Source organism: Ferrovibrio xuzhouensis (assembly GCF_042648965.1).
GTDB lineage: Bacteria > Pseudomonadota > Alphaproteobacteria > Ferrovibrionales > Ferrovibrionaceae > Ferrovibrio > Ferrovibrio xuzhouensis.
In genome coordinates this window covers 1,740,416-1,764,259 of the sequence record NZ_JBHRYJ010000001.1, presented here as the reverse complement: position 1 = coordinate 1,764,259, position 23,844 = coordinate 1,740,416, and the positions used below count along the sequence as shown (strand labels likewise).

The window sequence follows — 23,844 nt, the reverse complement described above, 5'->3', positions numbered from 1 at the left end:
CCTTTCACTCCTGAGAGATCACCAGAAACTCGCCGTCATGCCCGGCCTCGTGCCGGGCATCCACGTCTTTCGGGCCGACAGAAAAACTCGTGGATGGCCGGGTCAGGCCCGGCCATGACGCCTGAGATTTCTCCATCGACACGTCGATTATCCAACCAGCTCCACGCTGTAATTCTCGATCACCGTGTTGGCCAGCAGCTTCTGCGCCATGTCCTTCACGGCCGCTTCGATCTCGGCCTTCGGCTTCGCCGCCAGCGCGCCGGTCAGTTCCAGCTCGATCAGCTTGCCCTGGCGGACCTCGCCGACCTCGGCGAAGCCGAGGCTGTGCAGCGCCTGGCCGATCGCCTTGCCCTGCGGATCGAGCACGCCGTTCTTGAGCGACACATGGACACGGGCTTTCATCGGTCGTCCTTCTTCAGAAAAAAGCTGCGGCTTCAGAAAAAGCTGCGGCGGCCACCATTGCCGGGGCCGCCGCGTTTCGCACGGCAGCGGAACTGCCCTTATTGCCCCGGCGCCGTCAGGCGCCATACCAACATGGTGCCGCCAGGCACCATTACTGCATCGTGTCGGGACCCTTGATGTCCCGCACCCCGGCCTCGGGCAGGATGCCGAGCCGGCGCGCCACTTCCTGATAGGCCTCGGCGACATTGCCGAGGTCGCGGCGGAAGCGGTCCTTGTCCATCTTCTCGTTGGTCTTGAAGTCCCACAGCCGGGCGCTGTCGGGGCTGATCTCGTCGGCGAGGATGATGCGCATCTCATCGCCCTGCCACCAGCGGCCGAACTCCAGCTTGAAGTCGACCAGGCGGATGCCGATGCCGAGGAACAGGCCGGTCAGGAAGTCGTTGATGCGCAGCGCCAGATGCATCAGCTCGTCGATCTCCTGCGGGCTGGCCCAGCCGAAGCAGGTGATATGCTCTTCCGAGACCATCGGATCGCCGAGTTCGTCGTTCTTATAATAGAATTCGACGATCGAGCGCGGCAGGGTGGTGCCCTCGGCGACGCCGAGCCGGGTCGCCAGCGAGCCGGCGGCGACGTTGCGCACCACGACCTCGAGCGGGATGATCTCGACTTCCTTGATCAGCTGCTCGCGCATGTTGAGCCGGCGCACGAAATGGGTCGGGATGCCGACCTCGCCGAGCCGGGTCATCAGGTATTCGGAGATGCGGTTGTTCAGCACCCCCTTGCCGGTGATGGTGCCCTTTTTCTTGTTGTTGAACGCGGTCGCGTCGTCCTTGAAATACTGTACCAGAGTGCCCGGCTCCGGTCCCTCGAACAGGACCTTGGCCTTGCCCTCATAGACCTGTCTGCGGCGCGTCATGGCACACCCGTGTCTGTTGGGGAAAGCGGGGGAATTTGCTCGGCCTCTAGATAGCGCAAGGGGCCTTCCGCCGCAATCCGGATGGCGGCGCCGATCCGCCGGCCGGCCCCGGCCGCAAAGTGCCAGTTTTCCGCCACTTCGCCTGCGTCACTGCTTCCTGCAACCCGAGACTTGCAGGCAACCCCGCAGCCCCCCTATATAACGGGCACCGAACCGACCCATTTGCCGCCCCGAACGAGGCCAGGATGACCACCTTCGACGACCGCAAGGACGCCTTCGAAAAGAAGCACGCCCATGACGAGGAGCTGGCCTTCAAGACCGTGGCGCGGCGCAACAAGCTGATGGGCCTGTGGGTGGCCGAGCAGATCGGCCTGAGCGGCGCCGAGGCCGAGGCCTATGCCAGGGACGTGGTGGCCGCCGACCTGGAAGAGGCCGGCGACGACGACGTGGTGCGCAAGATCATGGCCGATCTGCAGATCTACAAGATCGACCTGTCGGAGCACCGGGTGCGGGTCAAGCTGACCGAACTGCACGACGTCGCCCGCCAGCAGATCGCCGCCTCTTAAAACTTATAAATTCCAATATCTTAACGGAATGACGCCGGGGCGGTAACCGCCGCGGCGAAACCTGCCAGCGCCTGCCGCAGCCGCTCACGGCTGTCCGGCCGGTCGAGCAGTGCCGCCAGCTCTGCCGGGCCGAGGCCGAGCAGCGGCAGGGTGACGAGATCCGTATTCACCAGCCGCACCGACATGGTCACCAGAATCTCGGCGAGCGCCGCCCGGCTGACGGCGCTGCGCGGCGAGGCATGCAGCAGGGCTGCCGGCTTGTCGACCAGTTCGCCGCTCGCCACCACCCAGTCCAGCGCGTTCTTCAGGCCGCCCGGCACGCCATGGGCATATTCCGGACAGGCCACCAGCAGGGCATCGGCGGCGCCCAGCCGCCGGCGGAAATCCGCCACCGGCGCCGGGGCGGGGCCCGGACCCTCGTCATCATCGGGATTGAATACCGGCAGGCGGCCGAGGCCGTCATAGATTTCGACCGTCATGCCGGCCGGCGCCGCCGCGGCGGCGGCACGCAGCAGGGCGGTATTGGTCGAGGCGGCCCGCAGGCTGCCGGACAGGGCAAGCAGTCGCATGGCGGAAGTCTAGCCGCCTGACCAGCCGTCGCTAAGCGGCGCGGCGATCACGTCCATGACATCACGACAGCCGGTCGAGCAGTTCTGTCAGCGTCGGCCGCAGGCGCCGCAATTCGTCACGATGCGCCGCAGAAAGTTCGGCCAGCAGGCATTCCGCCTTCGGCGTCAGGGCCAGCAGCACCAGCCGCCGGTCTGTGGCGTCGTGGCGCCGCTCGATCAGCCCCTGGGCGGCGAGGCGGTCGATCAGTTCGACGCTGCTGTTGTGGCGGATCGCCAGCCGCTCGGCCAGTTCGCCGACCGACACCACTTCGCGGCCGGGATAGCCCTTGATGGCGAGCAGGGCCTGGTGCTGCTGCGCGGTCAGGCCCGCCCCTTCGGCCGCGCTCTGACTGAAATCGAGAAAATGACGGAGCGTGTAGCGGAACGCCGCCAGCGCCTCGTATTCCGCCTTGGCGAGGGCTGCCGCCCCTTTCGCCTCTCGGATTTTTCCCGGTTTCCTGGCCATTTCGATGGTCCTTGCATATATATCGTATTACGATATATATGCTGGCGCTCACCGTCCCGCAACTGCCCGGCCCGGTCATGTCCCAGATTCCGCCACCCGCCCGTCCCGCTTTGCGCGACATCCGCATCGACCACCGCACCCTGCTGCTGATGGCGATGGCCGTGGTGGCGGGCATGCTTGCCACGCTGGCCGGCCGGCTGCTGCTGGCAATGATCGCCCTGGCAACCAACCTCGCCTATCACGGCCGGTTTTCCTTCGCGGGGGGCGGCGTCGACATCACGGGGCTCGGTCTCGCTTCGGTGCTGGTCCCGGTGGCCGGCGGCCTCATCATCGGGCTGATGGCGCGGTATGGCTCCGAGAAGATTCGCGGCCACGGCATCCCGGAAGCGATGGAAGCGATCCTGATCGGCCAGAGCCGCATCCAGCCGAAGGTGGCGATCCTCAAGCCGCTGTCCTCGGCCATTTCAATCGGCACCGGCGGGCCATTCGGCGCCGAAGGCCCGATCATCATGACCGGTGGCGCACTCGGTTCGCTGTTCGCACAGCTGTTCCATCTCACGCCGGTCGAACGCAAAACCCTGCTGGTCGCCGGTGCCGCCGCCGGCATGACGGCGATCTTCGCCACGCCGGTTGCCGCCGTGCTGCTAGCGCTGGAGCTGCTGCTGTTCGAGTGGAAGGCGCGCAGCTTCCTGCCGGTCATCGTTGCCTGCGCCGCGGCTGCCGTCCTGCGGCCGCTGCTGTTCGAGGCCGGGCCGCTGTTTCCGGTCGTACTGCCCGCGGCAATGACAGCCGCCGGCGAACTGCCCTGGGCGGCCGGCATCGGCCTCGTGGCAGGCCTGCTGTCAACAGTGCTGACCGCGATGGTCTACGGCGTCGAAGACCTGTTCGGGCGGCTGCCGCTGCACTGGATGTGGTGGCCGGCCATCGGCGGTATTGTGGTCGGCCTCGGCGGCCTGGCCGATCCGGCGGCACTCGGCGTCGGCTACGGCAATATCGGCGCCGCGCTCGCCGGCGATATGCCACTTGCCGCCGCCGTGACACTGATACTCGTCAAGGCGGTGATCTGGTCGGTGGCTCTCGGCTCCGGCACCTCGGGCGGCGTGCTGGCACCGCTGCTGATCATCGGCGGCATGCTCGGCACGCTGCTGGCCGCCGTTTTCGCGGCGCTGGTGCCCGGCCATGCCGGGCTGTTCGCCCTGCTCGGCATGGCGGCGGTGATGAGCGGCACCATGCGGGCGCCGCTGACCGCCACGCTGTTCGCCGTGGAACTGACCGGTTCGCTGCCGCCGCTGCTGCCGCTGCTGGCCGCCTGCGGCACGGCCTATGCCGTCACCGGCCTGCTGATGCGGCGGTCGATCCTCACCGAGAAGGTGGCGCGGCGCGGCCTGCATGTCCTGCAGGAATATGGCCTCGATCCCTTCGCCACTCAGCGGGTCGGTGAAGTGATGATCCGCGATATCGAGACGCTGAACGGCGCCGCCCAGGTGGCCGACACCGTGGCCGCCTTCGCCGCCGGCCGCTGCCGGCACAAGGCCTATCCGGTCACCGACGCAGACGGCCGCTGCCTTGGCATCATCACTCGCGCCGACATCCTGCGCTGGAGCCGCGACGGTGCGGAAGAGGGCGTCACGCTGTCCGAGGTGTTGGCCGACCGCGAGCTGTTCCATGCGGCACCCGGCGAACTGGTCGGCGATCTTGCCGATCGCATGGCGGCCGGTGACTACGCGCGCGTGCCGGTGATCGATCCGGCCAGCCGGCGGCTGCTCGGCCTGATGACCCGCAAGGATCTGCTGGCGGTACGCAGCCGTGTCATGCGCCAGGAAAGCGAGCGCGCCGCGTTGTTGCGTCCCCGCCGCCGCTAGGCGGCCAGAGCCGCAAGGAAACCTTCGCGCCAGTGGGTGATGGTGTTGCCGCGCAGCACCGCCATGTTGGCCTGCCAGCGCTGGCGGCGTTCCTCCAGCGGCATGGTCAGCGCACGGTCGAGGCCCTCGGCCAGTCCCTCGGTGTCATAGGGATTGACGATCACCGCGCCCGACATCTCGGCGGCGGCGCCGGCAAAGCGCGACAGCACCAGCACGCCGGGGTCGGCACCGTCCTGGGCGGCAACATATTCCTTGGCCACCAGGTTCATGCCGTCGCGCAGCGGTGTCACCAGGCCGACCCGGGCGACCCGGTAGAAGCCGGCGAGCTGGTTGCGGGTGAACGAGCGGTTGAGATAGCGCACCGGCATCCAGTCGAATTCGGCATAGCGGCCGTTAATGCGGCCGGCCAGGCCGTCCAGCTCGTTACGCAACTGGCGGTACTGCGAGACCTCGCCGCGCGAGATCGGCGCGATCTGCATGAAGGTGACATGGCCGCGATGCTCGGGCCGGGCGCCGAGCAGGATCTGGAAGGCCTCGAAGCGCTTGGAAATCCCCTTGGAATAATCGAGCCGGTCGACGCCGATCACCAGGCTGCGGTTGCCGAGGCTGTCGCGCAGGCGCACGGTATCCTCGGCCTCGGCCTCGTGGGCGGCGGTCCGCGCGAAGCCTTCGGTGTCGATGCTGATCGGAAAGCCGGCGACGCGCAGCTCGCGGTCGAAGGCCGCAATGCGCACCGCGCCGATGCCGCCGTCCGGCCGCTCGACCCGGCCGCCGACCTCGTGCAGCACGTATTCGGTCAGCGCGCGCACGTCATTCCAGGTCTGGAAGCCGACGAGGTCGTAGGCGCAGAGATCGGCGACCAGCTGGCGATGCGCCGGCAGGGCGGCCAGCACCTCATGGGCCGGGAACGGGATATGCAGGAAAAAGCCGATGCGGTTCTTGACGCCGCGGCGGCGCAGCGCGGCGGCCAGCGGGATGAAATGATAGTCATGCACCCAGACGACATCGTCGTGGCGCAGCAGGGCGGCGAGCTGTTCGGCGAAGCGCTCGTTGACCGAGAGATAGCTTTCCCAGGCGGCACGGTGGAAATCGATCAGGCCGAGCCGGTAGTGAAACAGCGGCCACAGCGTCGAGTTGGCAAAGTCGGTATAAAAGCCCTTGTGTTCGGCCGGGCTGAGGTCGAGCACGGCGAAGTCGATCTTGCCGAGGGAAGCACGGCGCGGCGCCGGCTGCGGCTCGGCGACGGTCTCGCCGCTCCAGCCGAACCACAGGCCGCCGTCCTTCTGGCCGGCCAGCGCCTCGCGCAAGGCGACCGCCAGGCCGCCGGCGCGCGACAGCCGCTCGCGCGGCATAGACACCCGGTTCGAAACAATCACGAGCCGCGCCAAAAGGCTTCCTCCCAGGTTTTCGACAGCCGCATGGCGCAATGGATCAGCCCGACCATGGAATAGGTCTGCGGGAAATTGCCCCACAGCGCGCCGGTCTTCGGATCGACATCCTCCGACAGCAGGCCGAGGTGGTTGCGCGACGCCAGCATGGTCTCGAAGATCTCGCGCGCCTCGTCACGCCGGCCGGCCACGGCCAGCGCGTCGATGTACCAGAAGGTGCAGATCGAGAAGGCGGTATGCGGCTCGCCGAAATCGTCCGGCGCCACATAGCGCATCAGGTGGTTGCCGCGCCGCAGCTGCTTGCCGATGGCGTCCAGCGTGCCGAGAAAGCGCGGATCGTCGGCGGCAACGAAACCGATTTCCTGCAGCAGCAGCAATGACGCATCGAGGTCCACCCCGTCGAAACTCTCGACGAAGCTGTTCAGTTCCGCGTTCCACGCCCTTTCGAGGATGGCATGGCGGATGCGGTCGGCATGCTCGCGCCAGTAGGCGGCACGGTCGGGCAGGTCGAGCACCCCGGCGATCCGGGCCAGCCGGCGGCAGGCCGCCCAGCACATCGCCGCCGAATGGGTATGCACACGGGCCCGGCCGCGGAATTCCCACAGCCCGGCATCGGGGGTCAGCGCCAGCGCCGCCGCCTGTTCGCCCAGCCGTTCGAGATCGGCGAACAGGGCGGCGTCGCCGCGGCGCGGCAGCCGGTGGTCGAAGAACATCTGCGCCACCGCCAGCACGATGCTGCCATAGGTGTCGTTCTGGCGCTGGGCGAAGGCGGCATTGCCGATGCGCACGGGACCCATGCCGCGATAGCCCTGCATGGTGTCGAGCTCGCGTTCGATCAGCGCCGCGCTCGGGATGATGCCATAGACCGGCTGCAGCTCCTCGCCGGGCTGCCGCTGCGCCATCACGGTGGTGATGTAGCGCAGGAAGTCTTCCATGGTCTTGGTCGCGCCGAGCCGGTTCAGCGCCTGCACCACGAAGTATGCATCGCGCATCCAGCAATAGCGGTAATCCCAGGTGCGCGGCGTGTCGGCGGCTTCCGGGATCGAGGTGGTCAGCGCGGCGAGAATGGCGCCGGTCTCTTCATAGGCGCAGAGCTTCAGCGTGATGGCGGCGCGGATCACCGCATCCTGCCATTCGAAGGGCACGGAGAGATAGCGCGACCAGTCAACCCAGTATTCGATGGTGCGCTCGAGGAATTCGCGGCTGATGTGCTGCAGCGATTCCGTGAAGCTTTCGTCGGGACCGAGCACCAGGGTGACCGGTTCGTTGAGCACGAACTCGCTGCCGTCGTCGACATAGGCGAGCGGCGCATCGGTGGTCAGCCTGAGCGCGGCACCCGGCGCGGTGAAGCGGATGTGGTTGCTGCCCAAGGTACGGCTCGGCAGCACGCCGCCGTAGCCGAACAGCGGTCGCACGCGGATGCGGATCGCCGGGGTGCCGGCAATGGGCTCGATGCGGCGGATCAGCATGGCCGGCCGGTAGATGCGATCATACTGCTTGAAGCGCGGCGCGAAATCGGTGATGCGCACGGCACCGCCGCGGCTGTCGGTCAGGGTGGTGACCAGCACGGCGGTGTTGGTGATGTAATCCTGCGTGCTGGACACCATGTCGCGCAGGCCGATCTCGAAGACGCCCTGTTCCAGCTGGGTCGGCCGCAGCAGCCGGCAGAACACCGGGTCGCCGTCGAGCCGGGGCACGCAATGCCAGACGATGCGTGCCTCACGATCGATCAGCGCCGCGACGATGGAATTGCCGACGATGCCGAGATCGAGGCTCTCGGGGGCCTGTTCCGGCGCGGCCGTCATGCCGCCGACCCCGCGAAGCCGGCGAGCCAGTCGCGCACGGCGGCGGCATCGGCAAAGCCCGGTTCGCCGCTGCGCGCCAGCCGGCCGACCGGCAGGGCAAAGCCGCCGAGTTCCAGCGCGGCGCGGAAGCCGTCCTCGTCGGTGCGGTCGTCGCCGATAAAGACCGGGCGACGGCCGGCGAAACCGGGCAGCGCCATGAAGCGGCCGACCGCAGTGCCCTTCGACTGGCTGGCGTCCTTGATCTCCCAGACCAGACGGCCGGGCATCAGCATCAGCCCGGCGCAGCCTTCGAGGGCCGCGGCAAGTTCGGCGCCGAGCGCCGGGCCGAGCGCCGGGTCATGGCGGTAGTGCAGGGCAAGCGCATGGCTTTTCTGTTCGACGATCATGCCGCGGTGGCGGCCGGCGAGGGCTTCGGCCAGCGCGCGCAGGCCGGCGGGAATCTCGGTGCCGGCGGTCAGCGCCGGTGCGGCGCCGGCGGCCGGGCGCCATTCGCCGCCATGCTGGCCCGAAGCCGGCAGGCGCAAGGGATCGAACAGCCGGTCGATATCGCTGAGCGGCCGGCCGGAGACCAGGGCCAGCGCGCCGTCGAGCCGGCCGGCGGCCCCGGCCAGATGGTCGCGCAGGCCGGCCGGGACGGCGACCCGGTCGGGCCGGTCGGCGATGTCGAGCAGGGTGCCGTCGATATCGAGGAACAGCGCCCAGTCACGGCCGGGCGGCGGCGGGGGCGCCGGCCGGACAGCGGAGGTGGTTTCAGTCATCGGTTCCGAGTCTGGCCCGGATGGGGCCGCAGAGCAAATTTCGATTTTCTCGGTTTACCGCCAAAAGATAAGAAGCCCTGCGAGAATTACAACCCCTGCCGGCGGTAAAGCGCTTGCGACTTGCCGCCCTTGGGGCCGCCGCCTAGGCTCCGGCGATGGATGGAACCGGCTGCCGTTGCGGCCGGGGCGGCGGGATGCGGGGAGTGCCGCGATGGCGGGCAGCCGGTGGGAAGATGTCTACAGCCGGGTCAAGCTGGGCTCGGGGCTGGTGCTGTACAGCTACCTGATCCTGCATCTGAGCAACCATGCACTCGGCCTGATCTCGCTGCAGGCGATGGAAGACGGCGCCGTGCTGTTCAAGGCGGTCTGGCGCAGCTGGCCCGGCACCATCCTGCTCTATGGCGCCATCGTGCTGCATCCCCTGCTCGCCCTGTCCAACTGGGTGCGGCGCGGCCATTACCGCGGCATCCCCTGGCAGGGCTGGACCCAGTTGCTGCTCGGGCTCTGCGTGCCGCCGCTGATCGCCGAACATGCGCTCGGCACCCGCGCCGCCCATGCGGTGCTGGGGCTGAACGACAGTTACGCCTATGTGCTGATCGTGCAGTTCGTGCAGGAGCCGCTGATCGGCCTGCGCAGCAACCTCGTCATCCTGATCGCCTGGTTCCACGGCTGCATCGGCGTCTATTACTGGCTGCGGCTGAAGCCTTTCTTCGAGCGCCTGTGGCCCTTCCTGTTCGGCGCCGCCCTGCTGCTGCCGATGCTGGCGATGCTCGGCTATCTGTCGGGCGGCCGCCAGGTGATGCTGCTGATGCGCGACCCGGCCTGGCTGGCGCAGTTCCGCGCCGGGCTGAACTGGCCGGGTGACGTCGCCTACAGCTTCGGCACCACGGTCGACATGATCGCCTATCAGGTGATGGCGGGGATTCTCGGCTGCCTGCTGCTGGCGCGCGGCCTGATCGCCCTGCGGCACCGCCGCCGCGCCGGTGTCGTCATCACCTGGCCCGACGGCCGCCGCTTCCGCACCCTGGCCGGCAGCATGAGCGTGCTGGAGGCCAGCCGCGCCATCGGCTATCCGCATGCCTCGGTCTGCGGCGGCCAGGGCCGCTGCTCGACCTGCCGGGTCCGCATCACCGGGCCGGGCGCGACCAGCCTGCCGCCGCCGGATACCGCCGAGCAGAAGGTGCTCGACCGCATCATGGCCAGCCCCGGCGTGCGTCTGGCCTGCCAGATCCGGCCGCGCGAGGACATCTCGGTGATGCCCTTGCTGCCCGCCGGCGTGCCGCCGAAAGCCGTCTATGGCGCCGCCAGCCATGCCCAGGGCGCCGAGCGGCGCATCGCCATCCTGTTCGCCGACCTGCGCGGCTTCACCAAGCTGTCGGAAAGCCGGCTGCCCTATGACGTCGTCTTCCTGCTCAACCAGTATTTCAAGACCATGGGCGAGGCGGTGGAAGCCGCCGGCGGCCGGCTCGACAAATTCATCGGCGACGGCGTGATGGCGCTGTTCGGCATCGAGGAGGGCCCCGATGCCGGCTGCCGCCGCGCGCTCGACGCGGCGCGCCGCATGGGCGCCGGGCTGGCCCAGCTCAACGCCGCGCTGGAGGCCGATCTCGGCCTGCGCCTGAAAATCGGCATCGGCATCCACTGCGGCCCGGCGATCATCGGCGAGATGGGCCATGGCGGCGCCATGAACCTGACCGCCATCGGCGACGCGGTGAATACCGCCAGCCGGCTGGAAAGCGCCACCAAGGAGTTCGGTGCCGAACTGGTGGTCTCCGAGGAGGTGGCGCTGCGCGGTGGCCTGCTCGATGGCGCCCATCCCGGCTGGACCCGTGCCACCGTCACCCTGCGCGGCAAATCCGAGCCGCTGGCCGTGCTGGTCGCCGAACAGGCGGCGATGCCGATGGTGACGACGCCGCTGGACATGCCGGCCGCCGACGACTGATCCCGATCAATCCCGCCGGGAGAGCGTTTCTGCTAGACTGGAGCGCCGTCGTCGCCGCCAGCCCGGAGCATCCCGCCATGACCGTCGTCCCCCATGTACTGACCGACCAGGATCGCGCCCTGCTGCGCGACCTGCGCCACCGCCATGCCGACTTCCGCCACAAGGCGACGGCACAGCGCCGCCGCCATCCGCAGACCGCCGGCCAGCGCATCGCCGACCTGGTGGCCAGCGCGGTCGGCTCCTGGCGCTTCATCATCGTGCAGTCGGTGCTGCTCGCCGCCTGGATCGTCGGCAATGCCATTACCGGCCATACCGCCTGGGACCCGTTCCCCTTCATCCTGCTCAACCTGCTGCTGTCATTCCAGGCGGCTTACACGGCGCCGGTGATCATGATGAGCCAGAACCGCCAGGCCGAGATCGACCGCCAGCACGCCGAGACCGACTTCAACGTCAACGTGAAGGCGGAGCTGGAGATCGAGCTGCTGCACCAGAAGATCGACCTGCTGCGCGAGCAGGAGATCCTGACCCTGACCAGGGCCGTCACCGAGATGCTGGCGCGGCTGGAGAGCGGCCAGAAGCCGGCCTGAACGGATTCACCCATCATGCTGAAACTGCGCCGCATCGCGGTCGACACCCACCGCGAGAACATCGCCTACCTGAGCCGCACCTGCGGCCAGTATCATGCCGAGGAATTCCTCGCGCTCGCCAAGGTCGAGGTGATCGCCGACAGCCATCGCATCCAGGCGACGCTCAACATCGTCGACGATCCGGTGCTGCTCGGCCCCGACGAGCTCGGCCTGTCGGAAGAGGCCTTCCGGCTGTTCGGCCGCGGCGCCGGCACGCCGGTCGCCATCGCGCATCCGCGCCCGGTGGACAGCCTGGAGATGGTGCGCGCCAAGATCCAGGGCCGCGCGCTCAATGCCGGCGAATATGCCGCCGTGGTGCGCGACATCGCCGCCCTGCGTTACAGCAAGATGGAGATCGCCGCATTCCTGGTCGCCTGCGCCGGCTTCATGACCACGGAAGAGGTGCTGCACCTGACCCGCGCCATGGCCGGCGTCGGCCATTGCCTCGAATGGGACCACAAGCTGGTGGTCGACAAGCATTGCATCGGCGGCATTCCCGGCAACCGTACCTCGATGATCGTGGTTCCCCTGGTGATGGCACATGGCCTGACGATTCCGAAAACCTCGTCGCGGGCGATCACCTCGCCGGCCGGCACCGCCGATACCATGGAGGTGCTGGCGCGGGTCGACATCGGCACCGACGAGATGCGGGCCATCGTCGAGAAGATCGGCGGCTGCCTGGTCTGGGGCGGCCGGGTCAACCTGTCGCCGGCCGACGACGTGATGATCACCGTCGAACGCCCGCTCGGCATCGATACGCGCGAGCAGATGGTCGCCTCGATCCTGTCGAAGAAACTGACCGCCGGCGCCCGCCACCTGGTGCTCGACATTCCCGTCGGGCCGACTGCCAAGGTGCGCAGCCACGAGGATGCCGTCCGGCTGCGCAAGCTGTTCGAATATGTCGCCGGCGAACTCGGCCTGCCGGTCGAGGTGATGATCACCGACGGCAGCCAGCCGATCGGGCGCGGCATCGGCCCGGTGCTGGAAGCCCGCGACGTGCTGGCCGTGCTGCGCAACCAGCCCGACGCACCGGCCGACCTGCGCGACCGGTCGCTGCTGCTGGCCGGCCGCATCATCGAGGCCGATCCGGGCGTGAAGGGCGGCCAGGGCATCGCGCGTGCCCGCACCCTGCTGGAGACCGGCGCCGGGATGCGCGCCATGGAGCAGATCATCGAGGCCCAAGGACCACCCCCGGGACCGCCCCCGGGTAATGGCAGCCCGCTGCTGGAACCCGCCGGGGCCGGGTACGAACTGCTGGCGCCGCGGGACGGCATCGTGCAGGGCATCGACTGCCTGCGCATCGCCCGCGTCGCCCGCATGGCCGGCGCGCCGGCGTTCAAGGGCGCCGGCGTCGACCTGCTGAAAAAGACCGGCGATGCGGTCCGCAAGGGCGAGCCGCTCTACCGCATCCATGCCGCACTCTCGTCCGATCTCGGCTTCGCCGCCGAGCTCGCCGCGCAGGACAGCGGCTACCGCTTCAACGGAACCGCCACCTAGTTACCTTCTGTTTATTGTCATGCGCGGGCTTGACCCGCGCATCTCGTTAAAAATGGGGCCCGCGGGCGACAACCGGAAAAGAGAAAGAAGACGCGGCATGAGTCTGACCCTGACGTTTCACGGCGCCGCCGGCACGGTGACCGGCTCGTGCTACCGGCTCGAGCTCAACGGCAAACAGGTGCTGGTCGACTGCGGCATGTTCCAGGGCGACAAGACGCTGAAGGAGCTGAACTACCAGCCCTGGCCGTTCGATCCGCGCGGCATCGACGCGCTGCTGCTGACCCATGCCCATATCGACCACAGCGGCCTGATCCCGCGGCTGGTGAAGGCCGGCTGGCGCGGGCCGGTGATCGCCACCGAAGGCAGCGCCGATCTGCTGCACTGGATGCTGCCGGATTCCGGCGGCATCCAGGAGATGGAGGTCGAGCGGCTCAATCGCCGCAACCAGCGCCGCGGCCATGCCCCGGTGGAGCCGATCTACACCGAGGCCGATGCCCAGGCCGCGCTGCAGCAGATCAGCACCCGCGACTACGAGACCTGGTTCAAGGTGGTGCCCGGCCTGCGCGCGCGGTTCTGGAATGCCGGCCATATCCTCGGCTCGGCCTCGATCGAACTCGAAGCCACCGAAAAGCCGGGCGCGGCACCGTTGCGCCTGCTGTTCTCCGGCGATATCGGGCCGGAGCACAAGGGGCTGCAGAAAAGCCCGGAGGCGCCGCACGACCTCGACATCGTGGTGATGGAATCGACCTACGGCGGCCGGCCGCGACCCAAGCTCGATGCCCTGCAGCGCCGCGCCGTGCTGGCCGGCGAGGTCAATGCCGCGCTCAAGGCCGGCGGCAACCTCGTCATCCCGGCCTTCGCCGTCGAGCGCACCCAGGAGCTGCTGGCCGATCTCGCCCGCCTGATGGCCGATGGCGGCATCGCCAAGGTGCCGATCTTCGTCGACTCGCCGCTGGCGCTGCACATCACCGACGTGTTCGCCAAATACCTGCACCGCGACAACGGCGTGCAGGCGACGACCAGGTCACCCTTCGAGGGCGGCAACCTGCGCTTCACCCGCACGGTGCAGGAAAGCATGCAGATCGAGCAGGTCACCGGCGGCGCCATCATCATTTCGGCCAGCGGCATGTGCGATGCCGGCCGCATCCGCCATCACCTGAAGAACAACCTGTGGCGCACCAATGCCACCGTGCTGCTGATCGGCTACCAGGCGCCGGGCACGCTCGGCCGCCTGCTGGAAGACGGCGAAAAGATGGTGCGTATCCAGGGCGACGAGATCAGCGTGCGGGCGCACATCCGCAAGCTCGAGATCTATTCCGGCCATGCCGACCATGACGAGCTGCTCGACTGGCTGCGCGAGCGCTGTCCGGTGCGGCGCGGCCTGTTCCTCACCCATGGCGATCCCGATGCCATCGCAAGTTTGCGCGCCGCCGTGGCGCAGTGGAAACAGCCCGACGCGCCGCATATGCTGGTGCCGCAGCTCGACGAGAGCTACAGCCTGCTGCAGCCGCATCCGAAACTGCTGAAGACCGTGAAGGCCGCCGCCCGGCCGCGCCTCGACCGCTATGCCCGCGCCGAGGCGCTGGGCGGCCATGACTGGCATAACGACTACGCCCGCCTGATGCTGCAGGTGCAGCAGGAACTGCGCGAGGCGAAAACCGACCTCGACCGACGGCGCCTGCTCAAGAAGATGCAGCGGGTGCTGGGGCGGTAGCACGCGGCATCCGCATCGGCTGTCTTTGTACTTATACAGGCAGAAAGGTAGGTGGTGTTAGTCAGGTAGGCGCCGTATCGTCACTACAAAGGGGAGAAGGCGATGGCAGTTCCTGGTCACATCGAGCTTCATAAATTCTGAATTTCTAAACTTAACGAATTTCTCGTTCTGTAAATTTCGAGACTTTGATATTTCATGCGCAGCAGAAATGCGGCATTCCCTTCCAAGAACTGGCCATATCCGTTTTCATTCTTGCATCTTTAATAAAACTGCATCTTTCAAAAATCGTGTGTTTGGTGATTCCACCTCATTCCGAAGATCCGTATTCAAGGTTGCTCCCTTTTTTCATAACAGTGAGCTGCATCAGGGCACGGAATTCCTGAAAGAGCAGTTCACGGACATCAAAACTGATGAAGCGGAAAAAGCGTACAGCACACTAAAGCTAGCGATGAACAAACATCATGCTCATGCCGAAGAGATGATGTTTTTCGGACTTGAGATGCAGGCACGTCGCTATAAAACAAAATGGCCATCGAAAGCGCTTTATTTGATTTACGAAGCCTGCAGCGACTACGGCCAAAGCATAGCGCGGCCGGCAGTCATGCTGCTCGGCACCTTCTGTTTCTTCCTAATCTGGTACTGGATGATCCTGTTCAATGGCCGGCTGGACGAGGTGGTCACGCCAACGGGGGCTGAGCGCATTGGCAAACTCTATGTCTTCACCCTGGAGCACACGGCGCCGTTCCTGCTACCGGTCCTGAAAACCGCCGACAGGTTTCCGACGCTTGATGGTAGTGATCCATCGGCATGGACATCGACGCTAATCGCCGGCCACACCACGATTGCCATCGTGCTGTTCTTTTTCCTGCTGCTCGGTATCCGCAACCGGTTCCGGCTGAAAGGCTGAACCGTGGACCCCCGGGTCAAGCCCGGGGGTGACGATGGAGGCTGGGGCGACGGGCGGCGCCCCTCACCCCCGCCAGAACGGCTTGTCCGCTTCGGCGGCGACGTCCGACCGGCTGAGGCCGACATCCTTCAGGTCAGAATCACTCATGCCGGCGAGCTGGCCGCGCTGGCGCGCGCGGCGCTGCCAGCCGAGCAGGGCATCGAAGGCGCGGAGCGCCAGGGAGGGCCGCGCATCGGCGCGGAAAATCGCGGTATTCAGGGTCATATCGCTGCAGTTTGCCATGTCGTCCTCCATCCGGCCGCCGCACCGAAACCGGCCGCCGTGGAGGCAGAAATAAGCCTGTCCGGCTGGACGGACAAACGATCATGTCTCATATTCGCATCAGTTTTCCTCATGCGACGAGGCATCGCCCGCCATGGCCCGCCAGCTGCCGCCGCTGAATGCGCTGCGCGTCTTCGAGGCCGCCGCGCGCCACCTGTCGTTCACCAAGGCCGCCGAGGAACTGCATGTGACGCAGACGGCGGTGAGCCACCAGGTCAAGCTGCTGGAAGACACGCTGGGCCAGCCGCTGTTCCGCCGCTTCAACCGGCGCCTCGTGCTGACCGAGGCGGGCCAGGCCTATCTGCCGCCGCTGCGCGACGCCTTCGATGCCATGGATGCGGCGACCCGCGCGCTCGGCCGCCGCGGCGGGCCGCGCCAGCTGCGCATCACCACCCTGCAGTCGCTGGCGGCGAAATGGCTGGTGCCGCGCATGCCGCGGTTCCAGGCGCGGCATCCCGGCCTCGACCTGCTGATCTCCACCGGCGAGCATGCGGTGGATTTCCGCCGCGAGGAGATCGACCTTGGCATCCGGCTCGGCGCCGGCAACTATCCCGGCCTGCATGTCGAGCCTCTGATGGACGACTTCGTGTTTCCGGTCTGCGCGCCGGGCCTGGTCGACGGCGATCCGCCTTTGCGCCGCATCGAGGACCTGAAGCATCACGCGCTGCTGCATGACATGTGGGTCCTGCCCGAGGAGCATGCGCCGGTCTGGCGCAACTGGCTCGCCCATGCCGCACAGCAGGGCGCCGACATCCGCGGCATCGATGCGACGCGCGGCGCCGGCTTCAGCGACAGCGCCATGGCGATCCAGGCCGCCATCGCCGGCCAGGGCGTGGTACTCGGCCGCCGCGCGCTGGTGGCCGACGATCTCGCCGCCGGCCTGCTGGTGCGGCCGTTCGGCCCGGAACTGCAGAACCGGTTTTCCTATTATCTGGTCTGCCCGCCGGCGGTGGCGCAGAGCCGCGACTTCATCGCCTTCCGCGACTGGCTGGTCGAGGAGATCCGCCTGGGCGACCTCTAGGCAGGCTGTCGCTCACCACATGCTGGCGGCGGCGCAGCTTACCACATGCTCGCTGCCGCTCGGGCCGGCCATTCGTCGTCGTAGGCCTTGCCGTCGATGCGGCTGTCGCTCATCGACTGCAGGATCTGGCCCGGCGTCGGCAGCGCCCGGGTATCGACCTGCCTTGCTGCATCCCACAAGCCGGCGCGGATCACCGCGCGGGCGCACTGGAAATAGACCGCCTCGGTGCGGATCACGATCACCGAACGCGGCGCCTTGCCGTCGACGGCGAAACTGTCGCAGAGCGCCGCATCGGTATCGAGCCGGGCGCGGCCGTTGATGCGCAAGGTGGTGCCGGCGCCGGGGATCAGGAACAGCAGGCCGACGCGCGGATCGCGCACGATGTTGCGTAAAGAGTCCGTGCGGTTGTTGCCGCGCCGGTCGGGCAGCAGCACGGTGCGCGGATCGGCCACGCGGACGACGGAACCCGCATCGCCGCGCGGCGAGCAGTCGAGGCCCTCGGGACCGGCGGTGGCCAGCGCCACGAAAGGTGCCGCCTCGATCCAGGCGCGGTATGCCGGGGTGATATGGTCGACCTCTTTCACCGTCGAGGTCTCGCCCGGCACGCCATAGATGGCTTCAAGCTCGGCGAGGGTCTGGATGATCGTCATGGCGGGTCTCCGGCTCAGCGAAAGGCGGGCGGCGCGGGCGCAATCTGCCACGGCGCCCGGCCCGCCGCCACCGATCTTCACGGCAGCGATCCGGCCTTTCGCGCGTCGGTCCTGCGGATCCACGCCTTGCGAATTTCACTCACCGCCACCACCGCCAGGGCCGGCAGCGCCAGTGCCAGCCCGTGATGCCAGCCGATGCCTTCGAGCCGCAGCAGCGGTCCGATGCCGGGCAGGTCGCGCACCGCGAACTGCAATGCCTGGGCCGCCAGCACGCCGCCGATCAGCAGCGGATTGGCGGCAAGGGGAATACGGAACAGCGAGCGGCGCTCCGAGCGGCAGGCCAGCACCTGCATGTTCTCGCACCAGACCAGCAGCCAGAGCGTCAGGCCCTGTGCCGTCACGAGATCGTAACCCGCGCCCTGCAGCGCCCAGAGATAGCCGGCGAAGCTGAGCAGGCCGATCACGCCGCCATCGACCAGCACCTGGGTGATCATGGCGCGGTCGAAGATCGCGGCATGCCGCGGCCGCGGCCGGCGCTGCAACACGCCGGGCTCGCCTTTCTCGAAGGCGAGCGCCACGTCCTGGATGCCGTTGGTGACGAGGTTGATCCACAGCAGCTGCACGGCGGTCAGCGGCGGCGGCAGGCCGGCCAAGGTCGCCAGCAGCATCAGCATGATCTCGGCGGCGCCGGTCGAGATCGCCAGCCAGATCACCTTGCGCAGGTTGTCATAGGCGCTGCGGCCCTCGGCGATGCCGGCGACGATGGCGGCGAAATTGTCGTCGACCAGGATCAGGTCGGCGGCCTCGCGCGCCACATCGGTGCCGCTGCGCCCCATGGCGACGCCGATATCGGCGGCCTTCAGCGCCGCCGCGTCGTTGATGCCGTCGCCGGTAACCGCCACCACCTCGCCCTGACGACGCAGGCTCTGCACGATGGCGAGCTTCTGCAACGGCTCGATGCGGGCAAACACCCGGGCATGATACACTGCGGCATCGAAGGCGGCTGCGTCGGCGGCCAGTGCGCGCAATTGTGTGCCGGTCACCACATCGGCCTCGTCGTCGGCCATATGCAGCTGGCGGGCGATGGCCAGCGCGGTCAGCGGATGATCGCCGGTCACCATCACGGTGCGGATGCCGGCGGCCTGCGCCCCCTGCACCGCGCCGGCGGCTTCCGGCCGCAGCGGATCGATCAGGCCGGCGAGGCCGAGCAGGGTGAGGCCATCGAGGGATTCCGCTTCCGGTTCGGTGACCGGGCCGGCGGCGACGGCGATGACGCGATAACCGCCGGCGGCGAGCCGCGCCACGGCTGCCTCGGCGGCGGCGCGGCCGGCGGGATCGCAGAGCGCCAGCACGGTTTCCGGCGCGCCCTTCACATAGGCGACCAGGCTGTCACCCTCGGCATGGAAATCGGCGGCATAGCGTAGCGCCGGTTCGTAGGCGATGCGGCCGCGATGGCCGGCGGCTTCCAGTACCGCATCGTAATCGAAGGGCAGGGCGAGGCGCAGGAAGGCGAGGTCGACGGCGTCGCCGGTTTCCTCGCCGGCATGGTCGGGCGCGCCATGGCCGACATGGCCTTCCGAACAGCGCGCGGCGGCCAGCGCCAGCGTGGCAACCGCCGCATCGCGCGGCGCGGCGAGATGGCCGCCGGCATCATCCGGCAGCCACAGGGTCTCGACGCCGAGGCGATTGACGGTGAGCGTGCCGGTCTTGTCGGTGGCGATCACCGTGCAGGCGCCGAGCCCCTCGACGGCAGGCAGGTGGCGCACCACGACATTCTTCAGGCTCATGCGGTGCACGCTGATCGACAGCGCGATGGTCATCGCCACCGGCAGGCCTTCCGGGATCGCCGAGACCGCCAGCGCCACGGCGAGCAGGAAGACCTCGGCGGCGCCGGCCCCGCTCAGCAGCTGCAGCGCGGCAATGACACCGATCAGCAGCAGGGCGGCACCGGCGATCTGGCGGCTGAACCGGGCCATGCGGCGCACCAGCGGCGGCGCGCTGGCGGCGGCATGCATGGCCAGCGCCAGCCGGCCGACCTCGCTGTGCCGGCCGGTGGCGGCGACCACGGCGAGGCCGCGGCCGGCCTGCACCAGGGTGCCGGCATGCAGCATGGTGATGCGGTCGCCGAGCGGCGCATCGGCAGCCGGCGTGGCCCGCGCATCCTTGGTCACCGCCAGCGATTCGCCGGTCAGCAGGCTTTCGTCGACCGACAGGGCCTCGGTGCTGATCAGCCGCAGGTCGGCCGGCACCTTCAGGCCTGATTGCAGCAGCACGATATCGCCCGGCACCAGCCGTTCGGTGTCGAGCGCGCAGACGCGGCCGTCGCGCCGCACCTCGACATGGCCGCGTACCAGCCGGCGCAGGGCCCGGGCGCGGGTCTCGGCCCCCCATTCCTGCCAGCTGCCGATCGCCGCATTCATCGCCAGCACCACAGCGATGAAGCCGGCATCGGCGAGATGCCCGAGCAGCAGGGAAACCAGCGCGGCACCGAGCAGCAGGTAGATCAGCGGCGAGCGGAACTGGCCGAGCACGACGGCTGGCAGGCTGCGCGCCGCCGCATCGGGCAGGCGGTTGAGGCCGTACTGCTGCAGCCGGCGTTCCGCCTCGGCCATGCTCAGGCCGCCCGGATCGCTGCCCAGCCGTTCGAGCACCGCCGCCGCGGACAGGGTATGGACCGGCGTGTCGGGAGAAAGGGTGGCCTGCATTGCCGCAGTCTGCCCGTCCTGCCGCCCGCGCCGCCTTGATGGAGGTCAAGCCGCCGGCGGGCTTGCGGCAATTGCGCGCAGACGGCAGGGTTGCCACATTCCTGCCTTACGCCGCTGCTGCCCTGTCACAAATACGCTAGACTATCGACACCGCATCCCCTTCCGGCCGCCGGTTCCGGCGGCAGTTTCCCCGGAGCTGTTCATGGCATCCGACACCCCTCCTGCCGCACCGCTTGCCGTGCCCGACCCTGCAGGGCCGCGCCCCGGCGAGCAGACCGTGCTGGTGCTGCAGGGCGGCGGCGCGCTCGGCGCCTACCAGGCCGGCGCCTATGAGGCGCTGGCGGAAACCGGCTACAGCCCGCAGTGGCTGGCCGGCATCTCGATCGGCGCCGTCAATGCCGCGCTGATCGCCGGCAATCCGCCGGAAAAACGCCTGCCCGCGCTGCGCAGCTTCTGGGAGACCGCCTCGTCCAGCCTGATGCAGCAGCCGATCCTCGGCGGCGATGCCGAACGCCGGCTGCTGAGCCAGACCGCCGCCTGGGCCGGCAGCCTGTTCGGCATCCCCGGCTTCTTCCGGCCACGCATGCCGCCGCCGTTTGCCGTCTGGCAGGGCAGCAAGGGAGCACTCAGCTATTACGACACCGCGCCGCTGCGCGCGTCGCTGGAAAAGCTGGTCGATTTCGACCGGCTGAACAATGATGGCATCCGGCTCAGCGTCGGCGCCGTCGACCTCGAGACCGGCAACTTCACGTATTTTGACAGCCACCATACCCGCATCGGGCCGGAGCACATCATGGCGTCCGGCGCGCTGCCGCCCGGCCTGCCGCCGGTGGAGATCGAGGGCCGGCTGTACTGGGACGGCGGCATCGTCTCGAACACGCCGCTCAACTACGTGCTGGAATATACCGGCGACCGCAGCGACATGTGCATCTTCCAGGTCGACCTGTTCAGCGCCAAGGGCCCCATGCCGGAGACCATCTTCGACGTCGCCCAGCGCGAGAAGGAAATCCGCTATTCGAGCCGCACCCGGCTGAACACCGACCAGTTCCGTCAGACCCAGACCATGCGCCGCGCCGCGCGGCGGCTGGTACAAAAACTGCCGCCGGAGCTGCGCGATGACCCTGATGCGGTCAGCCTGGAGTACTGGAGCTGCAACGCGGCCATTACGATTGCGCATCTGATCAACCGGCGCCGCCCTTTCGACACCGATTCGAAGGATTACGAATTCTCCCGCCTGTCGATGGAGGAACGCTGGACCGCCGGCCGCGACGACGTGCGCCACGGCCTGCAGCGCAAGGACTGGCTGGAGCGCAAGAAACCCGAAGCCGGCGTCGCCATCTTCGACCTGACCCGCGCCGAATCCTGATCGTCCTACATACTGACCGTAAAGGAGACTCCCCGATGAAACTCAAGGACAAGGTCTGCATCATCACCGGCAGCGCCAGCGGCCTCGGCCACGGCATCGCCAAGCGCTATGTCGAGGAGGGCGCGAAAGTCGTGATCGCCGACCTCAAGCTCGACGACGCCAAGGCGACCGCGGCGGCACTGGCCAAGATGGGTCCCGGCACCGCGATGGCGGTGGCGATGGACGTGACCAGCGAGGAGCAGGTCAATGCCGGCGTCGCCGAGGTGGTGAAGGCCTGGGGCGGCGTCGACGTGCTGGTGTCGAATGCCGGCATCCAGATCGTGCACCCGGTGGAGGAGTTCACCTACGCCGAATGGAAGAAGATGCTGGCGATCCATCTCGATGGCGCCTTCCTGACCTCGAAGGCCTGCCTGCCGCATATGTACAAGGCCGGTAGCGGCTCGGTGATCTTCATGGGTTCGGCGCATTCCAAGGTCGCCTCGGCGCTGAAGGCGCCGTATGTGACCGCCAAGCACGGCCTGCTCGGCCTCGCCCGCGTGATCGCCAAGGAAGGCGGCAAGAAGGGCGTGCGCGCCAATGTGATCTGCCCGGGCTTCGTGCGCACGCCGCTGGTCGACAAGCAGATTCCGGAACAGGCCAAGACCTTGGGGATTTCCGAACAGGAGGTCATCAACCGCGTCATGCTGGGCGAGACCGTCGACCAGGAATTCACCACCATCGAGGATGTCGCCGAAGTGGCGCTGGTCTTCGCCAGCTTCCCCTCCAACGCGCTGACCGGTCAGTCGCTGGTGGTCAGCCACGGCTGGTTCATGGAGTGACGACAGTCACCGAAGAGGTCAGGCGCCGAGCGGATCGGCGTCGAAGGGCCATTTCGGCCGCGTGATGCGGCGATAATCGAGCTGCGCGATGTCGGCGGCGATGGCGCCCGGGCCGCCGACATACAGCACATCCTGCGCGACCGGCGCGTAGGCGGCATGGAAATGCTGACTCGACTTCACCACCACGATGCGTTTCTGCGCGAGGTCGATGCCGTGCGCGGTGAACAGCTCGAGGCCCTTGGCCTGGTTGCGCAGCGTATTCACCACGACCTCGACATCATCGCCGGCGGGTTGGCCGTCGAACGACAGCACGCGCAGGCAGGCCGCATCGCCGAGCGGCATCTGCGCCGCGCCGAAGCTCTGCATCGCGTTGCGGACCAGCGAGCGGACCTCAACCTCGAGATCGAGCGGCGCACCCGACATCGGCCCGGTCTTGCCGCCGAGGCGCAAGGGCAGCCGCGCGCCCGGACCGGCGGCGAAGCACAGCGACACCGCGACCGGATCCCAGAAGGGACCGTGCGCCACCCCGGCGATGCCGCGCTCCAGCACGCGGCGCAGCAGGAAGGTCGCATCCGACGGCGCGCCGCCGCCGGCATTGTCGGCGGATTCGGCGATCACCACGGTACCGCTGTTGTGGGCGAGCGCCTGGTCGAGCGCCGTGTCGATGGTGAGATACTTCGGCGCGGTGGTGCCGCGCAGGCCATAGAGTTCGCGGCCGAGAGTCTCGGCCAGCGCCGCCGCCTTGCCGGCATCCCTGTCGGCAACGACGAGCAGTTTCGTCGACAGGTCGGGCACATCGCCCCAGGGGAAGCCATGTGCCACCGAGACCGACAGAATCCCGTCCTGGCCTTCCAGTGCCGACAGGCGGTCGACATAGCCGCGCATCGGCGCGCGCGTCGTGTGGTAGATATCGATCATCCGGCAGTCGAAGCTCGCCATCACCGGGCGGATCTCGCCCGCCGCGGCGCGCAGGCAGAGATCGACCAGCTCGACCGCGCGTTCGGCAAAATCGATATGCGGATATTCCTTGAAGCAGATCAGGATGTCGGCGTTGTCCTGCATCGCCTGCGACAGCTGGCAATGCGGATCGAGTTCGGCGCCGATCACCGTATCCGGGCCCACCAGCGTACGGATGCGGGCGAGCAGGTCGCCCTCGCAATCGTCATAGCCGTCGGCGACCATGGCGCCGTGCAGGCCGAGCAGCACCACGTCGACCGGCAGGTTCTGTTTCAGATGATCCAGCAGCTCGTCGCGCAAGGATTCATAGGCGGCGCGCGTGGTGGTGCCGGCCGGCTGGGCATAGGCGACCGGGCCCTCGACCAGCATATGGCCGTCGGCCTTGGCGCGGCGGCGCGCCTCCCACAGCGGAGCGCCATAGGGCGAGGAATAATCGGGATAGCGGCCCGGCGCGGCGTGACAGCCCTCCTCGAAGCCGGCCCGCGCGGTCGGGATCGGCGAGAAGGTGTTGGTTTCGGTGAACAGGGCGGCGGCATAGAGGCGCATGGC

General features: G+C 68.0%; 22 protein-coding genes. 10 read left to right on the top strand and 12 right to left on the bottom strand.

Annotated features, from left to right (window positions below; all coding sequences use genetic code 11):
* Nucleotides 1–4 precede the first annotated feature (4 nt).
* From ACFOOQ_RS08750 to purC, 3 genes are all read right to left on the bottom strand, one after another.
* On the bottom strand, nt 5–142 hold the full coding sequence (locus tag ACFOOQ_RS08750) for a hypothetical protein (RefSeq protein WP_379724558.1): 138 nt from the start codon (nt 140–142) through the stop codon (nt 5–7).
* A 5-nt stretch (nt 143–147) separates the two neighbouring features.
* Nucleotides 148–402 (bottom strand): phosphoribosylformylglycinamidine synthase subunit PurS, encoded by a 255-nt coding sequence (gene purS, locus ACFOOQ_RS08745; protein WP_379724555.1) that lies wholly within the window; start codon nt 400–402, stop codon nt 148–150.
* 151 nt (nt 403–553) lie between these two features.
* Complete coding sequence (gene purC, locus ACFOOQ_RS08740; RefSeq protein WP_379724552.1) at nt 554–1,318, bottom strand: phosphoribosylaminoimidazolesuccinocarboxamide synthase; 765 nt, start codon at nt 1,316–1,318, stop codon at nt 554–556.
* Nucleotides 1,319–1,563: 245 nt separating this feature from the next.
* Here purC and ACFOOQ_RS08735 point away from each other — a divergent pair, with 245 nt between their 5' ends.
* The gene (locus tag ACFOOQ_RS08735; RefSeq protein ID WP_379724549.1) at nt 1,564–1,884 is read left to right on the top strand and encodes a DUF1476 domain-containing protein; all 321 of its coding nucleotides are present in this window, start codon (nt 1,564–1,566) and stop codon (nt 1,882–1,884) included.
* Between the two features lie 20 nt (nt 1,885–1,904).
* Here the strand turns inward: ACFOOQ_RS08735 and ACFOOQ_RS08730 are convergent, their stop codons facing one another.
* Entirely contained in the window at nt 1,905–2,453 is a 549-nt protein-coding gene (locus ACFOOQ_RS08730; protein WP_379724546.1) for an NADPH-dependent FMN reductase, read from the bottom strand.
* A gap of 61 nt (nt 2,454–2,514) precedes the next feature.
* Nucleotides 2,515–2,958: a MarR family winged helix-turn-helix transcriptional regulator gene (locus tag ACFOOQ_RS08725; RefSeq protein ID WP_379724543.1), complete on the bottom strand. Its 444-nt coding sequence runs from the start codon at nt 2,956–2,958 to the stop codon at nt 2,515–2,517.
* Between the two features lie 77 nt (nt 2,959–3,035).
* Here ACFOOQ_RS08725 and ACFOOQ_RS08720 point away from each other — a divergent pair, with 77 nt between their 5' ends.
* Nucleotides 3,036–4,820, top strand: a complete 1,785-nt coding sequence (locus ACFOOQ_RS08720; protein ID WP_379724540.1) for a chloride channel protein — start codon at nt 3,036–3,038, stop codon at nt 4,818–4,820.
* On the opposite strand, the gene otsA is transcribed toward ACFOOQ_RS08720, so the two are convergent.
* Genes otsA through otsB form a run of 3 tightly spaced genes read right to left on the bottom strand, consistent with a single transcriptional unit; the run spans nt 4,817 to nt 8,771 of the window.
* On the bottom strand, nt 4,817–6,208 hold the full coding sequence (gene otsA, locus ACFOOQ_RS08715; RefSeq protein ID WP_379724537.1) for an alpha,alpha-trehalose-phosphate synthase (UDP-forming): 1,392 nt from the start codon (nt 6,206–6,208) through the stop codon (nt 4,817–4,819). The genes ACFOOQ_RS08720 and otsA overlap by 4 nt on opposite strands.
* Nucleotides 6,193–8,013: a glycoside hydrolase family 15 protein gene (locus tag ACFOOQ_RS08710; RefSeq protein ID WP_379724534.1), complete on the bottom strand. Its 1,821-nt coding sequence runs from the start codon at nt 8,011–8,013 to the stop codon at nt 6,193–6,195. Before ACFOOQ_RS08710 ends, otsA begins: the two co-directional genes overlap by 16 nt.
* A complete protein-coding gene (gene otsB / locus ACFOOQ_RS08705; RefSeq protein ID WP_379724530.1) occupies nt 8,010–8,771 on the bottom strand; it encodes a trehalose-phosphatase in 762 nt (253 codons plus the stop codon). The genes ACFOOQ_RS08710 and otsB overlap by 4 nt, the downstream gene beginning before the upstream one ends.
* A 211-nt stretch (nt 8,772–8,982) precedes the next feature.
* On the opposite strand from otsB, the gene ACFOOQ_RS08700 reads away from it, so the two are divergent.
* The 5 genes from ACFOOQ_RS08700 to ACFOOQ_RS08680 all read left to right on the top strand — a co-directional run bounded on the left by ACFOOQ_RS08700 (nt 8,983) and on the right by ACFOOQ_RS08680 (nt 15,457).
* On the top strand, nt 8,983–10,713 hold the full coding sequence (locus tag ACFOOQ_RS08700; protein WP_379724527.1) for an adenylate/guanylate cyclase domain-containing protein: 1,731 nt from the start codon (nt 8,983–8,985) through the stop codon (nt 10,711–10,713).
* Between the two features lie 77 nt (nt 10,714–10,790).
* Nucleotides 10,791–11,300, top strand: a complete 510-nt coding sequence (locus ACFOOQ_RS08695; protein ID WP_379724524.1) for a DUF1003 domain-containing protein — start codon at nt 10,791–10,793, stop codon at nt 11,298–11,300.
* Nucleotides 11,301–11,315: 15 nt separating this feature from the next.
* Entirely contained in the window at nt 11,316–12,836 is a 1,521-nt protein-coding gene (locus ACFOOQ_RS08690) for a thymidine phosphorylase family protein (protein WP_379724520.1), read from the top strand.
* Nucleotides 12,837–12,933: 97 nt separating this feature from the next.
* Nucleotides 12,934–14,550 (top strand): MBL fold metallo-hydrolase, encoded by a 1,617-nt coding sequence (locus ACFOOQ_RS08685; RefSeq protein WP_379724517.1) that lies wholly within the window; start codon nt 12,934–12,936, stop codon nt 14,548–14,550.
* A 208-nt stretch (nt 14,551–14,758) separates the two neighbouring features.
* Complete coding sequence (locus tag ACFOOQ_RS08680) at nt 14,759–15,457, top strand: hypothetical protein (protein WP_379724514.1); 699 nt, start codon at nt 14,759–14,761, stop codon at nt 15,455–15,457.
* Nucleotides 15,458–15,520: 63 nt separating this feature from the next.
* Here the strand turns inward: ACFOOQ_RS08680 and ACFOOQ_RS08675 are convergent, their stop codons facing one another.
* Complete coding sequence (locus tag ACFOOQ_RS08675) at nt 15,521–15,739, bottom strand: DUF1127 domain-containing protein (RefSeq protein WP_379724511.1); 219 nt, start codon at nt 15,737–15,739, stop codon at nt 15,521–15,523.
* 133 nt (nt 15,740–15,872) lie between these two features.
* Between ACFOOQ_RS08675 and ACFOOQ_RS08670 the strand changes: the two genes are divergently transcribed.
* Nucleotides 15,873–16,799, top strand: coding sequence for a transcriptional regulator GcvA (locus tag ACFOOQ_RS08670; RefSeq protein WP_379724508.1), 927 nt, complete (start codon nt 15,873–15,875; stop codon nt 16,797–16,799).
* A gap of 38 nt (nt 16,800–16,837) precedes the next feature.
* Here ACFOOQ_RS08670 and ACFOOQ_RS08665 read toward each other — a convergent pair whose 3' ends face one another.
* Both ACFOOQ_RS08665 and ACFOOQ_RS08660 read right to left on the bottom strand, forming a co-directional pair.
* On the bottom strand, nt 16,838–17,449 hold the full coding sequence (locus ACFOOQ_RS08665; RefSeq protein ID WP_379724505.1) for a pyridoxamine 5'-phosphate oxidase family protein: 612 nt from the start codon (nt 17,447–17,449) through the stop codon (nt 16,838–16,840).
* A gap of 77 nt (nt 17,450–17,526) precedes the next feature.
* Complete coding sequence (locus ACFOOQ_RS08660; RefSeq protein WP_379724502.1) at nt 17,527–20,154, bottom strand: cation-translocating P-type ATPase; 2,628 nt, start codon at nt 20,152–20,154, stop codon at nt 17,527–17,529.
* 202 nt (nt 20,155–20,356) lie between these two features.
* Here ACFOOQ_RS08660 and ACFOOQ_RS08655 point away from each other — a divergent pair, with 202 nt between their 5' ends.
* Both ACFOOQ_RS08655 and ACFOOQ_RS08650 read left to right on the top strand, forming a co-directional pair.
* A complete protein-coding gene (locus ACFOOQ_RS08655) occupies nt 20,357–21,520 on the top strand; it encodes a patatin-like phospholipase family protein (RefSeq protein WP_379724499.1) in 1,164 nt (387 codons plus the stop codon).
* Nucleotides 21,521–21,555: 35 nt separating this feature from the next.
* A complete protein-coding gene (locus tag ACFOOQ_RS08650; protein ID WP_379724496.1) occupies nt 21,556–22,338 on the top strand; it encodes a 3-hydroxybutyrate dehydrogenase in 783 nt (260 codons plus the stop codon).
* A gap of 18 nt (nt 22,339–22,356) precedes the next feature.
* On the opposite strand, the gene ACFOOQ_RS08645 is transcribed toward ACFOOQ_RS08650, so the two are convergent.
* Entirely contained in the window at nt 22,357–23,841 is a 1,485-nt protein-coding gene (locus ACFOOQ_RS08645) for a M81 family metallopeptidase (RefSeq protein ID WP_379724493.1), read from the bottom strand.
* Nucleotides 23,842–23,844: the final 3 nt, after the last annotated feature.